The organism is Brevibacterium sp. BRM-1, assembly GCF_026802075.1.
In the GTDB taxonomy this organism is placed as follows: Bacteria; Actinomycetota; Actinomycetes; order Actinomycetales; family Brevibacteriaceae; genus Brevibacterium; species Brevibacterium rongguiense.
Map to the genome: position 1 here is coordinate 1,521,555 of NZ_CP113788.1, position 15,344 is coordinate 1,536,898.

The 15,344-nt window shown below is 73.1% G+C and carries 10 protein-coding genes; 3 read left to right on the forward strand and 7 right to left on the reverse strand.

The window, feature by feature from the left end; translation table 11 throughout:
- Positions 1 to 3: 3 nt before the first annotated feature.
- Together rpoB and BRM1_RS06735 are read right to left on the reverse strand one after the other, a co-directional pair.
- Positions 4 to 3,489, reverse strand: coding sequence for a DNA-directed RNA polymerase subunit beta (gene rpoB / locus BRM1_RS06730; protein ID WP_160951937.1), 3,486 nt, complete (start codon positions 3,487 to 3,489; stop codon positions 4 to 6).
- A gap of 266 nt (positions 3,490 to 3,755) precedes the next feature.
- The gene (locus tag BRM1_RS06735) at positions 3,756 to 4,988 is read right to left on the reverse strand and encodes a hypothetical protein (protein WP_160951938.1); all 1,233 of its coding nucleotides are present in this window, start codon (positions 4,986 to 4,988) and stop codon (positions 3,756 to 3,758) included.
- Between the two features lie 630 nt (positions 4,989 to 5,618).
- On the opposite strand from BRM1_RS06735, the gene BRM1_RS06740 reads away from it, so the two are divergent.
- Together BRM1_RS06740 and BRM1_RS06745 are read left to right on the forward strand one after the other, a co-directional pair.
- Positions 5,619 to 9,419 (forward strand): hypothetical protein, encoded by a 3,801-nt coding sequence (locus BRM1_RS06740; RefSeq protein ID WP_268529578.1) that lies wholly within the window; start codon positions 5,619 to 5,621, stop codon positions 9,417 to 9,419.
- Entirely contained in the window at positions 9,416 to 10,162 is a 747-nt protein-coding gene (locus BRM1_RS06745) for an MBL fold metallo-hydrolase (protein WP_160951940.1), read from the forward strand. The genes BRM1_RS06740 and BRM1_RS06745 overlap by 4 nt, the downstream gene beginning before the upstream one ends.
- Positions 10,163 to 10,511: 349 nt before the next feature.
- Here BRM1_RS06745 and BRM1_RS06750 read toward each other — a convergent pair whose 3' ends face one another.
- The 3 genes from BRM1_RS06750 to rplJ form a co-directional block, all read right to left on the reverse strand.
- Positions 10,512 to 10,949, reverse strand: a complete 438-nt coding sequence (locus BRM1_RS06750; RefSeq protein WP_268529580.1) for a hypothetical protein — start codon at positions 10,947 to 10,949, stop codon at positions 10,512 to 10,514.
- Between the two features lie 310 nt (positions 10,950 to 11,259).
- The gene (gene rplL, locus BRM1_RS06755; RefSeq protein WP_160951942.1) at positions 11,260 to 11,649 is read right to left on the reverse strand and encodes a 50S ribosomal protein L7/L12; all 390 of its coding nucleotides are present in this window, start codon (positions 11,647 to 11,649) and stop codon (positions 11,260 to 11,262) included.
- Between the two features lie 63 nt (positions 11,650 to 11,712).
- Complete coding sequence (gene rplJ / locus BRM1_RS06760; protein ID WP_160951943.1) at positions 11,713 to 12,240, reverse strand: 50S ribosomal protein L10; 528 nt, start codon at positions 12,238 to 12,240, stop codon at positions 11,713 to 11,715.
- A gap of 413 nt (positions 12,241 to 12,653) precedes the next feature.
- Here rplJ and BRM1_RS06765 point away from each other — a divergent pair, with 413 nt between their 5' ends.
- A complete protein-coding gene (locus BRM1_RS06765) occupies positions 12,654 to 13,409 on the forward strand; it encodes a DedA family protein (protein WP_268529583.1) in 756 nt (251 codons plus the stop codon).
- Here BRM1_RS06765 and BRM1_RS06770 read toward each other — a convergent pair.
- Both BRM1_RS06770 and rplA read right to left on the reverse strand, forming a co-directional pair.
- Positions 13,363 to 14,448, reverse strand: coding sequence for an Ldh family oxidoreductase (locus tag BRM1_RS06770; protein WP_160951945.1), 1,086 nt, complete (start codon positions 14,446 to 14,448; stop codon positions 13,363 to 13,365). The genes BRM1_RS06765 and BRM1_RS06770 overlap by 47 nt on opposite strands.
- 185 nt (positions 14,449 to 14,633) lie before the next feature.
- Positions 14,634 to 15,329 (reverse strand): 50S ribosomal protein L1, encoded by a 696-nt coding sequence (gene rplA / locus BRM1_RS06775; protein ID WP_268529584.1) that lies wholly within the window; start codon positions 15,327 to 15,329, stop codon positions 14,634 to 14,636.
- Positions 15,330 to 15,344 lie beyond the last annotated feature (15 nt).

Consider the following 15,344-nt stretch of genomic DNA (forward strand, 5'->3'; position numbering starts at 1 on the left):
GTCTCAGACCTCTTCGACGGTGTTGGCCTCGTTGCGCGAGAGGTTGATGCCGAGCTCCTCCGCGGCGCGGAAGACCTCGTCATCGGAATCGCGCATCTCGACCGACATGCCGTCCGCGGAGAGGACCTCCACGTCGAGGCACAGCGACTGCATCTCCTTGATGAGGACCTTGAAGGACTCGGGGATGCCCGGGTCCGGCAGGTTCTCGCCCTTGACGATCGCCTCGTAGACCTTCACGCGGCCCGGGATGTCATCGGACTTGATGGTGAGCAGCTCCTGGAGGGTGTACGCGGCGCCGTACGCCTCGAGCGCCCACACCTCCATCTCGCCGAAGCGCTGTCCGCCGAACTGCGCCTTGCCGCCCAGCGGCTGCTGGGTGATCATCGAGTACGGCCCGGTCGAGCGCGCGTGGATCTTGTCGTCGACCAGGTGGTGCAGCTTGAGCATGTACATGTAGCCCACGGAGATGGGGTACGGGAACGGCTCGCCGGAGCGGCCGTCGAACAGGCGCGCCTTGCCCGAGGAGTCGATGAGGCGGTCGCCGTCGCGGTTGGGCAGCGTCGAGTCCAGCAGGCCGCGCAGCTCCTCCTCGTGGGCGCCGTCGAACACCGGGGTGGCGACGTTCGTCCCGGGCTCGGCCTCGCGCTCGAAGTGCAGGTGGCTGAGCTCCTGGGCCCACTCGGGGTTGCCCTCGATCTTCCAGCCCTGCTTGGCGATCCAGCCGAGGTGGACCTCGAAGACCTGCCCGATGTTCATGCGCCGGGGCACGCCGTGCGGGTTGAGGATGACGTCGACAGGCGTGCCGTCGGCGAGGAACGGCATGTCCTCGACCGGCAGGATGCGCGAGATGACGCCCTTGTTGCCGTGGCGGCCGGCCATCTTGTCGCCGATCGTGATCTTGCGCCGCTGGGCGACGTAGACGCGGACCAGCTGGTTGACGCCGGGAGCCAGCTCGTCGTCCTCGTCGCGGTCGAAGACCTTGACGGCGATGACGGTGCCGGACTCGCCGTGGGGCACCTTGAGCGATGTGTCGCGGACCTCGCGGGACTTCTCGCCGAAGATCGCGCGCAGCAGGCGCTCCTCCGGGGTCAGCTCGGTCTCGCCCTTGGGCGTGACCTTGCCGACGAGGATGTCGCCGTCCGTGACCTCGGCGCCGATGCGGATGATGCCGCGCTCGTCGAGGTCGGCCAGCGCGTCCGGGGAGATGTTCGGGATGTCGCGCGTGATCTCCTCGGCGCCCAGCTTCGTGTCGCGGGCGTCGACCTCGTGCTCCTCGATGTGGATCGAGGAGAGGACGTCGTCCTGGACCATGCGCTGGGACAGGATGATGGCGTCCTCGAAGTTGTAGCCCTCCCAGGACATGAACGCCACGAGCAGGTTCTTGCCGAGCGCCATCTCGCCGTTCTCGGTGGCCGGGCCGTCGGCGAGCACTGCGCCGATCTCCACCCGGTCGCCCTCGTTGGCGATGATGCGCTGGTTGTAGGACGTGCCGTGGTTCGAGCGGCGGAACTTCTCGGCCCGGTAGGTCGAGGTGGTGCCGTCGTCGTTCATGACGGTGACGTGGTCCGCGGAGACCTCGGTGACGGCGCCCGGCTTCTGCGCGACGATGACGTCGCCGGCGTCGACGGCCGCGCGGTACTCCATGCCGGTGCCCACGAACGGGGCCTCGCTCATGACCAGCGGCACCGCCTGGCGCTGCATGTTCGCGCCCATGAGGGCGCGGTTGGCGTCGTCGTGCTCGAGGAACGGGATGAGCGCGGTGGCCACGGAGACCATCTGGCGGGCCGAGACGTCCATGAAGTCGATCTCGGAGACCGGCAGGAGCTCGGCCTCGCCGCCGCCGCCCTTGGGGCGGGCGAGCACGTGGTCCTCGGCGAAGCGGCTGTCGTCGTCGAGCGGCGCGTTGGCCTGCGCGATGTTGTACTCCAGCTCGTCGTCCGCGGTGAGGTACGCGGTCTGGTCCGTCACGACGCCGTCGACGACCTTGCGGTACGGGGTCTCGATGAAGCCGAACGGGTTGATGCGCGCGTAGGACGCGAGCGAGCCGATGAGGCCGATGTTCGGGCCCTCCGGCGTCTCGATCGGGCACATGCGGCCGTAGTGCGAGGGGTGGACGTCGCGGACCTCCATGCCCGCGCGGTCGCGGGAGAGGCCGCCGGGGCCCAGCGCGGAGAGCCGGCGCTTGTGGGTCAGGCCCGCGAGCGGGTTGTTCTGATCCATGAACTGGCTCAGCTGCGAGGTGCCGAAGAACTCCTTGATCGCGGCGACGACCGGGCGGATGTTGATGAGCGTCTGCGGCGTGATCGCCTCGACGTCCTGCGTCGTCATGCGCTCGCGCACGACGCGCTCCATGCGCGACAGGCCCGTGCGGACCTGGTTCTCGATGAGCTCGCCCACCGCGCGGATGCGGCGGTTGCCGAAGTGGTCGATGTCGTCGAGCGCGACGCGGATCTCCGTCTCCTCGCCGTCGCGGCGCCCGGGCATGGAGTCCTTGCCGGCGTGCAGCGAGACGATGTAGCGGATGGTCGCGACGATGTCGTCGACGGAGAGCACGGAGTCCGACAGCGGCGCGTCGATGCCGAGCTTGCGGTTGAGCTTGTAGCGGCCCACCTTCGCCAGGTCGTAGCGCTTGTTGTTGAAGTAGAGGTTGCGCAGCAGGGTCTCCGCGGCCTCGACGGTCGCGGGCTCGGCCGGGCGCAGCTTCTTGTAGATGTCGAGCAGCGCCTCCTCGCGGGTCTCGACGGTGTCCTTCGCGAGGGTCTCGCGGATGGACTCGAACTCGCCGAACTCTTCGAGGATCTTCGACTCAGTCCAGCCCAGCGCCTTGAGCAGCACGGTGACGGACTGCTTGCGCTTGCGGTCGAGGCGCACGCCCACCTGGTCGCGCTTGTCGATCTCGAACTCGAGCCAGGCGCCGCGCGAGGGGATGATCTTCGCGGTGTAGATGTCCTTGTCGCTCGTCTTGTCCGCGGCGGCCTCGAAGTAGGCGCCCGGGGAGCGCACGAGCTGCGAGACGACGACGCGCTCGGTGCCGTTGATGACGAAGGTGCCCTGGTCGGTCATGAGCGGGAAGTCGCCCATGAAGACCGTCTGGCTCTTGATCTCGCCCGTGTTGTTGTTCATGAACTCGGCGGTGACGAACAGCGGGGCCGAGTAGGTCATGTCCCGCTCCTTGCACTCGTCGATCGAGTACTTGGGCGGCTCGAAGCGGTGCTCGCGGAACGACAGGCTCATCGCGCCGGAGAAGTCCTCGATGGGAGAGATCTCCTCGAAGATGTCCTCGAGGCCCGAGGTGGTGGCAACCGAGTCGTCGCCCGTCTCGATGGCCTCGGCGACGCGGTCCTGCCAGCGCTCGTTGCCGATCAGCCAGTCGAAGCTGTCGGTCTGGAGGCCCAGCAGATTGGGGACCTCGAGGGGCTCGTGAATCTTCGCAAAGGAGATGCGCTTGGGCGGGTTAGCGGTCCTGATGTTTTCGTTGGCGGCGGCCAATGGGATCCTTCCACGTGGTTGTCTCTCCTGCGCTGCCGCGCTCACCCCGGGAGCATTGCCGGCGTGGGCTCAATCGAGTGCGCGAGCCCGCCCTGGTGTGCGGGCTCCGATCGTCTCCGGAGGTGAAGTCCTTGCTGGCCCACCGCTATTTGAAGGCACCACAAGCTACAGCAACGCAAGGATCTACATTAGACCCGAATGCCCCCGCGCGCAAGTCCGGCTGTGGTATGGTGCCCCGCTTGCGGTGGTGAGGCTGTCGTCGGCGCTCAGGAGCGCTCCCAGAGGCCGGTGAACGCGACCGGTTCGAAGCCCACCGCGTTGTTGATGGCGAGCATCGCGTCGTTCTCGCACGCGTTGTACGTCTGCACCCATGCGACATCGGGGCGCCGCTCCCGCAGGTGCGCCGCATTCAGGCGCTTGACGGTGCCCGCCAGCCCCCGGCCGCGGTGGGCGCGCGCCGTCACCGTCTCCTCCTGCTGGGCCACCGGCCGCGGGCCGGCGGCGAACGCGGTGGCCGCGGTGCAGCGCCCTGCGGTGTCGAACAGCGCCGTCCAGTAGCGCTCGCCGCCCTGGGCCCGCACGACGTCGAGGTCGTTGCGCAGCCGGTCGGCGCTAACGGCCTCGTGCTCGAAGGACCCATCGCCGGCCGGGACGTCCGCGCTGAACGTCGTGAGCAGCTCGAGCAGTGCCGCCATGTCCCCATCCCCCGGCAGGCCGGCCCAGCTGCGCGCGGTGAGGCCGGCCGGGGCCTCGGGAGCGGAGACGGCCGCGAGGGCCAGCAGTGAGCGGCGCTCGACCTGGATGAGCCGGTACCCGAGGGCGAGCATCCTCGCGGTCGTCGCATCGGCCCCCAGCGCGCCGGCGCCCGAGCCGGGCCGGACCGCCCGCGCGGCCGGGTCCCGCGGCCCGGCCGGACCGGCAGCACGGCCACCGGGTTCCGACGGCCCGCTGCCGCGCAGCCCCGGGCTCCACCACACCGGCCCGGTGCGGTGGACCGCGGGCAGGGCGAGCTCGCTGAACGCGCTCGCGGGCACCGCACCGGATTCGGTGAAGCGCAGGTCCTTCGTCCGGCCGGCGCGCTCGCGCGCCGCGGTGAGGAACGCCTCGAGCGCGCCGACGGCCGCCGCGGCCCGCTGCGGCGCGGCGCGCGGATCGACGATCACCTCCGAGTCCATGAAGTCGAGGTTCTCCAGCTGCGAGAACAGCGCGAGGCCGGCGGCGATGGGACGCCCGCCGGGGCCGACGATGACCGCCCCCGTGCGCGTGTAGCTCGTGTCCGTCAGCCACCTCGCCAGTCGCTCCGCCCCGGTGGCCACCGCGGCGGGCAGGCCGCTCAGGCGCTCCTCCTGCGCCCGGTCGAGTCCGGCGATGCCGTCCAGGAGCGCGGCGAGTCGCGCGCGGCCGGCCGGGCGGCGCGGGTCGCCGCAGTCCGCGGTTCGCAAAAGGCGCATCCCCGGCGGCAGCGTCACGGGCTGTGCTGCCGCGTCCGCTCTCGTCATGTGCGCGATGGTACCGGCGGGCGCGGGTTTGATGCGAGGGCACGGGGGCGACGCGAGGGCCGCGGGCGGCACCCGGCCAGCAGCGGGCCCGATGCGAGGTGCGAGCCGGCTGGGCTCCGCGCCCCTGGACGCTGCCCCGCGTGTCCGCGCACGGTGAGGGCGCGGCGCCGCGTCCCTCGTAGCGGTTTGGGAACAACGGGCGGCGGCCCTGTGGATCCTCGCCGGCGAACCGGTGCGCGCTGATAGCTTGCCAGCATGGACGGGTCGTATTTCTGGTTGCACTTCGCCGCCTCCGCCGCGGCCTTCGCGCTGATCGGCGTCTCCTGCCTGGGGCTGATCCCCACGGGCGGCACGGGTTCGCGGCGCCCCGGCGGGCGCGTCGCCGAGCGTGCCGCCGGGCGCGCTGCGGGGCCCGGGAGCCGCGGGAGCCGACGAGCCGCCGCCCCCGGGCCCCCACGCCCCGCAGCCGTGAACCCCACGGCACCGAACCCCGCGGCCCAGGGTCCACGGCCTCAGGGCCCCCGCCCTCGCGGGCCCCAAGCGGGAGGACCACGGCCGAGCGCATCCCGCGCCTGGGGCCCCGGCCCCGGGCAGCAGCCCATCGCCAGCCAGCCGTACCCGGGCGGGCCCGTGCCCTCGGACCGTGCCCTCGGCACTCCGCGCTCCGCGGCCGCTCCCGCCGGTTACGCGCCCGCGGCCTACGCGCCCGCGGGACAGCGGCCGGCTGCCCGCCCCGCCGCCGACCGCAGCGCCCTCTACCCGAACATCCTCCTGGGCGTCGCCTGCCTCTTCGTCCTCGCCGCCGCGATCGTGTTCGCGAGCATCGCCCGCTCACCGGGCATCCGTGCGGTCTGCATCTGGGCGGTTGCCCTCGTCGTCTACGGCACCGGCCTGCTCATCTACACGCTCACCCGGCGCCTGCGGCCCGTCGGCAGCGCGCTCACCGGGCTCGGCCTCGCCCTCGTGCCGATCGCGGGCTCCCTGCTGGGCGGCCTGTCGCTGACCTCCCCCAGCCTCGCCTGGTTCGTCTCCTCGCTGGTGGGCTTCGCGTGCTTCGTCCTCGCCGCATGGCTGCTGCGCTCGGCGACGATCACCTGGTTCGCCGGCCTGTTCTGCCTCTCCCTGTTCATGTCCGCCGCCAGCCTCACCGCCGCACCGGTGGTCTGGTACTTCGTCGTGCTCATCCTCGCCACCTCGCTCCTCGCGCTCGCCGCGCGGGTGCTCCGCGGCCGGGCGAGCGCCCTGACGACCGAGCCCCTCGTGCTCATCGGCGAGGTCGTCGCGCCAGCAGCCGTGGTCGCCGCGACGGCGATCATGCCGTTCCCCTCCGCGGGCGCCTGGGCCGGGCTGTTCGGCGCCCTCGCCGTGCACTACGCCGTCGCGGCGCTCCTCTTCCCCGCCATGTGGCGGATTGCCGCGGCCCAGGCCGCTGCCATCGCCGCCCTCGTCGCCCTCGTCGTGGCGTGCTCCGGGGCGCTGTGGTTTCACGGTCACGAGGGCTTCGCGGGGCGCACCGGCGCCGGCGCCGTCACCGCGCTGATCGCCGCCGTCGCCGTGGGCGCCGAGGCGGTGCTCGTCCGCCGCCGCAACCGGCTGTTCTCCCTCCTCTGCCTGGGCACGGGCGGAGTGCTGCTGATCGCCGCGCACTTCGCGGCCGAGGGGATGCTGCGCGCCGATGTCCCGGCGCTGGCCATCGCGCTCGCCCTCGCCTGCGCGAGCGCCACCGGATGCGCGCTCCTCATCGCCCTCGCCTTCGACCTCCCGCCCGCACAGGGTGTGGCCGCGGCCTGCGCGCTGGGCGCCGTGGCATGGGTCGGCAGGCTCCTGCCGCTGTCCCCGTCACTGCCGGGCGGCGGGGCCCGCTGGGTGCTCGTCGCCGCAGCGGGCTTCACGATCGTGCTGGCCGGGGTCATCGCCGTGCAGACCTTCGCCGCCTCGCGCGCCGGGCGCCGCCTGCCGCGCACCCGGCGGGCCATCCCCTGGATGAGCGGCGGTGCGCCGTTCGTCCTCCTCCTGCCCGCGGCGATCGCCCCGGACGCCGGCATGCCGTTGGTGGCCGCCGCCATCGCCCTCGCGCTCCTGCTCGCGCTTGCGGGGTGCGCGTGCGCCGCGAAGTCCGGTCTGCTCCTCACCGGGGCGATGCCGCTCAGCTTCGCGCTCGGGAGCGGCATTGCGCGCGCGCTCGGCCCCGCGTCCGAGGCGCCGGCCCGCACGGCGCTCATCACCGCGGTCGTTCTCACGCTCATAACGGCGGGACTCGTCCTGGCCGCCGCGCCCCTCGTGCGCAGGGGGCGAGCGCAGCGCGCGCTCTCGTGCGCCACAGCCGCCATGCTGTGCACGGCCGGTGCCCAGCCCATGCTGTTGTCCGGCCTTGCCATGTCCCTCATCTCCGCGCGCACGCAGCTGGCCCCCAGCGAGGCGGTGCTCGCCGGGGCGGGAATCGTAGCCGTCCTGGGGGCCGCGCGCTGGGTGCAGCGCCGCGTGCTCACCACCGCGCCGGCCACCGTGGCCATCCCCGGTGCCGTCAAGCGGCCCGCCGCTCCGCGGCAGCCGGGGGCGCCGGCCGCGCGACGGCCCGAACCGGCGCCGCCGGCCGGATGGGGCCCGCGCCCACGGCTGGCCGGGGCCACCGGATACACGACGGCCTTCTCGCTGGGCATCGGCGCGTTGGCCGGTGCGGCGGTCGTGGTGTTCGGCTCCTCGGCCGCCGCCCTGCCGCTGGCCGTGGTGGCCTGCGGCGTGGTCGTCGCGATCAGCGCCGCGACGGCGCTGGGTGAACGGCTGGGCGGCCTCTTCGCCCTGGGGGGCCTGCCCCTGCTCATCATGTTCACGCTGCCGGCGCAGCTCATCACCGATGACGGGTCCGTGCAGCTGCTGGTGGGCGCCTGGGGTGCGTGGGCCGTCACCTACGGCGCCTACTGGCTGCTCGTGCGCCTGGGGCGCCCCAGTCTCACCCTCCTCATCATGGCGTTCTGCGCGGTGGGAATCGCGGTGCTCGCCACCCTCACGCTGAGCGCCTCGGTGCCCTGGCTGCACTCCCTGCCGCAGGCGGCCGCCGGGCTCACCGTCATGGCGCCGGCGCTCATGCTCGCGCTGCTCGGCGTGCGCATGCGCAGCCCCATGGCCCGGCGCGTGCTGCCGGAGGCGGCGAGCTACGTCATGGCCTTCGGCGCGATGCTCGTGGTCCACGGCATCGTCGACGTGCGCGCCGTCATCGGCTGGCACCTCGTCGTGGCCGTCGCCTGGTTCTGGGGACTGCGCGCCGAACCGCGGGGCGAGCGCACCGGTGCGCTCGTCCGGCTGATCGTCCCGTTCGCCGCGCTCACCCTGCTGGGGCTCGTCGCCGCACTGGCCGGCGGCGGCTGGTACACGGTCGTCTTCCTCGCCGACCACGTGGCGCTGCTCGTCTACGGGGCGCTTCGCTCCCGGCCGTGGGCGCTGTGGTGGGGACTGGCGGCCTCCGTCGCGGCCATCGTCTGGTTCCTGCGCGACCTCGTGTGGCTGGCGCTCATCGTGCTGGCGCTCGTGCTCATCGGGGTGGTCGTCTGGCTGCTGCTGCGCGGACAGCGCAAGCCGCAGCCGCAGTCGCCCCCCGCATTCGACCCCGGCCCCCAGAGCGATGGCACCGGCGGGGGAACCGGGGGACCTCACGGCGGGGCCGCGCACTGGGGCGCTCAGGCGCGCCGGGACGCCGCCGCGGCAACCGGGGGCGCGCGCCAGGATCCTCACACTCGTTGGGCCCCGCGGCCCGCAGGCGCCCCTGCGCCCGGGTTCCGGCCGCCAGCGCCGGCCCCGCGCGGACCGGGCGGTGCGGTGCCGGGCGGTGATCGTGGCCAGCAGCAGGGTCCGCCCGCGGGGATGGCGCCCTCAGGGGCCGGAGACCCGCGGGAGCCTCGGCGGCCGTCGGCGGGTCCGCCGGAGATCCCACCCGGCCCCCTCGCCGGGCCGGTGAGCGGCCGGCCCGGCGAGTGGGCGAACCCGCCGCAGCATCCGCAGACCGCCGGTCACCACGGCGCCACGCCGCCCACGCCGCCCCCGGCGCCCCCGCAGGCCGGGGATCCCAGACTGGCGGGCGGGCGAGCGCCGGCACCCTACCGGACCGACCACCGTGAGCAGGCGGGGCCGGGTCCCCGCCCACAGGGGATGGATCCCCGCCGCGGCCTCGTGCACGACGATGGGCAGCCAAACCCCGGTGCGCGCCCGGCTCCGGCGGACCCGGGCGCGCAGGCCGCTCCCCCGCGCCCGGGCGCAGTGCGGCGCCCCGGCACACCCCGGGCCCCGGGCAGCGGCACACACGCTCCCGGGACCCAGGCACCGGGCGCGCATGATCCCGGTGCGCAGGGTGCCGGAGCGCAGGGTGCCGGAGCGCAGAGCCCCGGTGCACAGCCCCCCGGCACCCAGGGCGGTCCTGCCACGGAGGAATCGCGGTGAGCCGCGTCTACGCCTTCACCAGCGACCCGGCCGCCCTCAACAGCTACCTGGTCGTGGGTGCGGAGCGCGCCCTCGTCGTCGACACGGGAGCGGGACCGCGCCAGGCGGCCGGGATCCTTGCGGCCGTTCGCGCCGTGACCGAGCTGCCGCTGACGGTGGTGAACACCCACGACCACTGGGACCACTTCTTCGGCAACGCGACGTTCCGAGCGGCCGGGGTGGAGGACTTCCGCGCCGGCGTCGGCTTCGTGCGCGACCAGGCGGGCTCCGCGTGGTACCAGTACCACTCCGTGCCGCTCGAGGCCGAGCCCGACCTGCCGCCGGATCCGGGACAGCTCATCGTGGACGTCCGCCCCCTGGGGGCCGGTGAGGCGATCGAGCTGGGCGGGGCGAGCGTCGTCGCCCGCGAGCTGGCGGGCCACACCGACAGCGACCTCGTGCTCATCGTGGACGATGTCGCGCTCGTGGGCGACCTCGTGGAGGAGGGCGCCCCGCCCTCCGTGGGCGAGGACGCGACACCCGGGCGCTGGGCGCAGGCGCTGCGCGACGTCCTGGCGCTGCCCGGCATCGCGGTGTTCTGCCCCGGCCACGGCCAGCCGGTCGACCGGGCCTTCGTCCAGGAGCAGGCCGCCAACCTCGCGGAGCTGGCCGCGGATCCGGCCGCCGAGGTGCGCGAGCTCGCCACCGCGCCCTTCGCCTGGGCGGAGGAGACGGGCACCGCCGGCCTGCGTCGCCTGCGCTGAGCCTGCGAGCCGGGCAGGCGCCCGTCGCGGGGGGCGATGCCGGACGCACGGCCCACAGAGGGGCCGCCGCGGCCCCGGCCGAGCTCGTCGCCGCTGGGCGCGGCCCTGGCGGCGCCGGGCCCCGGGCCCGCACCGCAGGCTCGGTTCTGGCAGCACACCCGTCCCCGGGAGCACGGCCGCCCCGTGACCGGACCCCGTCGCACCTCGAGCTGGGGGCAGCGGTGCCGAGACCAGGGATCCAGCCGTGCCGGCCGGAATGCGGCCCGCGGCCACAAGCGCCCCGCGCCGGTGAGCGGGCGCCTGCACTCGGGCGGCCGGCGCGAACGGTTCCGTTCCGGGTGATTCCGGGCTACGAGGCGGAGGCCGACACGAGGGCCACCAGCGCGAAGGCCGCGAAGCCCACCCCGGGCGCCAGGACGCTGCAGACGATCGCGACGATGGGCCGGCCCTTGCCTTGCCGCTTGACGAGCGCCACGATGGCGCACACGAGCCCGGCGGTGCCCAGCGCACCCCACAGCGCGAAGGACAGCCAGATGCCGTTGGCCACGAGGAAGTAGTCCGGCGGCAGGTCGCTCATGTACCGCCCGGAGGACTGCTGCCACCGGGTGGTCACGAACCCCATGGCGGCGCCGGCGGCCGCGAATCCCACCAGCGCCACGATGCTCAGCGCCAGCGCCACCGCGCTCAGCCGGGTGGACGCGCCGCCGGGGCACCCTCCGCGGCCGGTGCGCACGGGCTGAGCGGACGGGGAAGACGAGGGGCCCGGCGAGGGCGATGCGGCGGACATGGCCTCATCCTGTCATGGTGCGCCCCATCCCGTGATCCCCTGATCGCCTGATCCCCGGAGACCGCAGGCACGCGATATCCCCCGCTGCCACAGCCTCGCGAAGACCGCGTGCCGCGCTCGAGGGCGCCGCCTCCCCGCTCGCACACGGCGGCGCAGGCACAGCCTCGTGAGCGGGGCGTCCGCATGGCTCCACGTCCGCACGGCTCTGCGTCCGCACACCCCCGCGGACGCAGCGAACCCCGCCGTGCGATGCACGGCGGGGTTCGCGGTGAGCCGGTCGCGGACGGCGCGAGCCGTCAGCGACGGGGGATCACTTGAGGGTGACGGTCGCGCCGGCGCCCTCGAGCTGCTCCTTGGCCTTGTCGGCCGTCTCCTTGTTGACGCCCTCGAGGACGGCCTTGGGGGCGCCGTCGACGAGCTCCTTGGCCTCCTTGAGGCCGAGCGAGGTGAGGGCGCGCACCTCCTTGATGACCGGAACCTTCTTGTCGCCGGCCGACTCGAGGACGACGTCGAACTCGTCCTTCTCCTCGGCGGCGGCGCCGGCATCGGCACCGCCGGCGGCGGGGGCGGCAGCGGCGGCGACCGGAGCCGCGGCCTCGACCTCGAACTCCTCTTCGAACTTCTTGACGAAGTCGTTGAGCTCGATGAGCGTGAGCTCCTTGAAAGCCTCGATGAGCTCTTCGGGGGTGAGCTTAGCCATGGTGGCTTAGTCCTTCCGTGTGGTGGCCGCACGGGGCGGCCGGGTGGTTGTTCGGGGTGAAGCTCAGGCGGCCTCTTCGCCCTGGCGCTTTTCGCGCAGGGCGTCGATCGTGCGGATGTTCTTGACCAGCGGAGCCTGGACCACGTAGGCAGCCTTGTACAGGCCGCCCTTCATGGCACCGGCGGCCTTGGCCAGCAGAACCTCCCGCGACTCGAGGTCGGCGAGCTTCGTTACATCCTCAGCGGCGAGGAGGCTGCCGTCGAAGTAGCCTCCCTTGATGACCAGCTGCGGATTCGCCTTGGCGAAGTCACGAAGCGCCTTCGCTGCATCGGAGATCTCACCGGAGACGAAGGCGATTGCCGTCGGCCCGGAGAGCAGGTCGTCGAGTCCCTCGACGCCGGCTTCCTTAGCAGCGATTGCGGTCAGCGTATTCTTCACCACGGCGTAGGAGGCGCTCTCACCCAGTGCGACGCGCAGCTCCTTGAGCTGCGCGACGGTGAGACCGCGGTACTCGGTCAGCAACGCGGCGTGGGAATCAGCGAACTGCTGCTTGATCTCCGCGACCGCGGCTGCCTTGTCAGGCCTCGCCATGGTTGTCCTTTCGTAAATGCCGGTCCGACTCGGACACGAAAAAAGCGCTCCGCACAGGGGCGCGGAACGCTGGCACCGGATTGCTCCGGCTGCATTCTCCTCACACCTGCGCAGGTCACTCTCACGAGTCTTCGCCCGCGGGTGCCCGGCGCGAATCGCTTCGCAACGGGTGTGCCCGCGGAGACCGACGGTCTTGGGCAGATACCAGCATAGACCAGGTGGCCGACGGGGCCAAATCGGGCCGGGTGCCACGGCCACAGCGACCTGCGCCGGCGGCCGCCGCCGGCCGCCGCGGCCGAAGCCCGCGGCCTCGCTCGGCACGGTCCGCCGGCGCGGCCCACTCGACACGGTCCCCGAGCGCCGCCGCCGCGACCGAAGCCGGCGCCCGCGCCGCACGCGGCTAGCCTGGGCGCATGCAGAATCTCGCCCAGTGGGTGCTCGGCTTCGCCGCGGACCCCCTCGTCTATCCCCTCGCGGGCCTCTGCGTCCTCGTCTCGATCATCGCGCCGTTCATCCCCACCACCTCGCTCTTCGTGGCGCTGGGGGCGCTGAGCGCGGCGCACGCCGTCCCCTCGGCATGGGCGCTCATCGGCGCCATGGCCGCGGGCTCGTGGTTGGGCGATATGGGCCTGTGGGGCCTGGCGGGCAGGCTGCGCTTCCGGTCCTGGCGCCTGCTGTCGGGCCAGCGCACGCGCGAGCGCATCGACCGGATGGAGGCGCGGGCCAGCAGCCACGGGCTCGTGCTCACCCTCGTCTCCCGCTTCATCCCCCTGGGGCGCACGACGATCGCGCTGGTGGCGGGCTCCGGCGCGGTGCCCGCGCGCGCCTTCGCCGGCCAGGCCGCCGCCGCCTCCGTCGTCTGGGCGGTGTACTCCGTGGGAGTCGGCTGGGTGTCCGGCCGCTTGGTCCCGCTGCCCACATGGCTCACGGTGGGCCTCGCGATCGTCGTCTCGCTTCTCCTGGGCGCGCTGCTCTCCCGCCTGGGCGATGCGTGGCTCGCCCGCTTCGGGCGCCGGCGGCGCCGGCCGGCGGGTGAGGAAGCGGCCGGCGAGGCGACGGGTGAGACGGCCGCCTGGCCCGGGCCGACCGCGGGCGCAGCCGCGCCCGGTCACGCGCGGCCGGTCAGCCCTGCTCGCGCAGCTCGAAGCCCACGCCGAGGTCGGCGCTGATCTCGCGCAGCTGCTCGACCAGCGCGGGGGCCAGGGGCACGCCCTCCGCCAACCGCAGCGCGCGGGTCGCGAAGTCGCGGTCGCCGGTGGCCTGGACGGGCACCTGGGGGTCCACGGGCGCCATGGCCCGGATCGTGTCGCGCAGCTCGCGGACATAGGCGCCGGCGTCGCCGTCCGGGTCGACCACCTGCGGGTCGATGGCGAGGAAGAAGTAGCCGATGCTCTGGTAGCCGTCCACATTGCCGGGCTGGGCCGCCCCGGACAGCGCGGCGGAGAGCACCTGGACCATGGTCGCGAGCGCGGAGCCCTTGTGGCCGCCCTCGAAGAACGTCGCCCCGCCCAGCGGCAGGAGGCCCAGGGCGCCGTCCTTGTCGATCTCGAGCTTGCGGTAGATCTCCCCCGCGTCGGTGAGCACGCTGCCGCTCTCATCTGCCACCCAATCGGCCGGCAGATCCTCGCCCTTGAGGCCGTAGACCTTCACCTTGTTCAGCGGCACGACCGAAGTCGCCATGTCCACGAGCAGCGGGTCCTCACCGGGCACGGGGGCGGCGAAGCCGATGGGGTTGGTGCCCATGAGCGGGCGCCTGGCGGCGTGCGGGATCTGCAGGGCGTTCGCGGTGGAGCACAGCGAGAGGCCCATGAGCCCCTCCGCAGCGGCCATGCGGGCGTAGTAGCCGGCGGCGCCGTAGTGGTTGGTCTCGCGCACCGAGCCCAGCCCCACGCCGAGGCGCTTAGCCTTCTCGATCGCGAGGCTCATGGCCAGGTGCGCCGCGGGGTGGCCGAAACCGCGCCGACCGTCCACGAGGGCCACGGCGCCGAAGTCGCGGACCACCTCCGGGCGCGCGTCCGGGACCATCCGGCCGGCGCGCACCTCGTGGGCGTAGTAGGCGAGCATCGAGATCCCATGCGAGTCCACGCCCATGAGGTCCGTGTCGTACATGACCTCCGTGCACACGGCGCGCGTGTGCTCATCGGCCCCCAGGCCGCCCATGATCGAGTCGATCTGGGCTCGGACGGACTCCGGTGCGTACCGCTGCATGCCACTCCCCCTGCCAGCCGCGGCGCGGGCCGCCGCGGGGATTCGCCAGCCACTCTAGCCGCGCCGCTTTCCCGCGCCCGAGGCGCCCGCCTGCTGGGCGCCTCGGGCGCCGGGATGCACAAGGGGCCGGGACGATCCCAGCGGATCGTCCCGGCCCCTTGTGCGGTGAGCGGTGAGCGGCTAGCTCACGGACGCAGCGCGTTCGTGTCGAGCGGGATGCCCGGGCCGTTCGTCGTCGCCAGCGTCGCCTTGGAGATGTAGCGGCCCTTCGAGGAGGACGGCTTGAGGCGCAGCACCTCTTCGATCGCAGCGTTGAAGTTGTCCTCGAGATCCTGCTCCGAGAACGACACCTTGCCCACGATGAAGTGGAGGTTCGAGTGCTTGTCCACGCGGAACTCGATCTTGCCGCCCTTGATGTCCTTGACGGCCTTCGCCACGTCCATCGTCACGGTGCCGGTCTTGGGGTTCGGCATGAGGCCGCGGGGGCCCAGCACCTTGCCCAGCCGGCCGACCTTGCCCATCATGTCCGGGGTCGCAACCGCGGCGTCGAAGTCGGTGAAGCCTGCGGCCACCTTCTCCAGCAGGTCATCGGAGCCGACGAAGTCGGCACCTGCTTCGCGGGCTGCCTCTGCACGGTCGCCGGCGGCGAACACCAGGACCTTGGCGGTCTTGCCGGTGCCGTGCGGGAGGTTGACGGTGCCGCGCACCATCTGATCCGCCTTGCGCGGATCGACACCCAGGCGCAGCGCAACCTCGACGGTTGCGTCGAACTTCGCCACGGAGGTGTCCTTGGCCAGGGTGATCGCCTGGGCCGGTTCGTAGTGGGTGTCTGCCGCGATCTTCTCGGCAGCGGCCTCGTAGGCCTTTGAGCGCTTAGCCATCTGCTAACTCCTTGC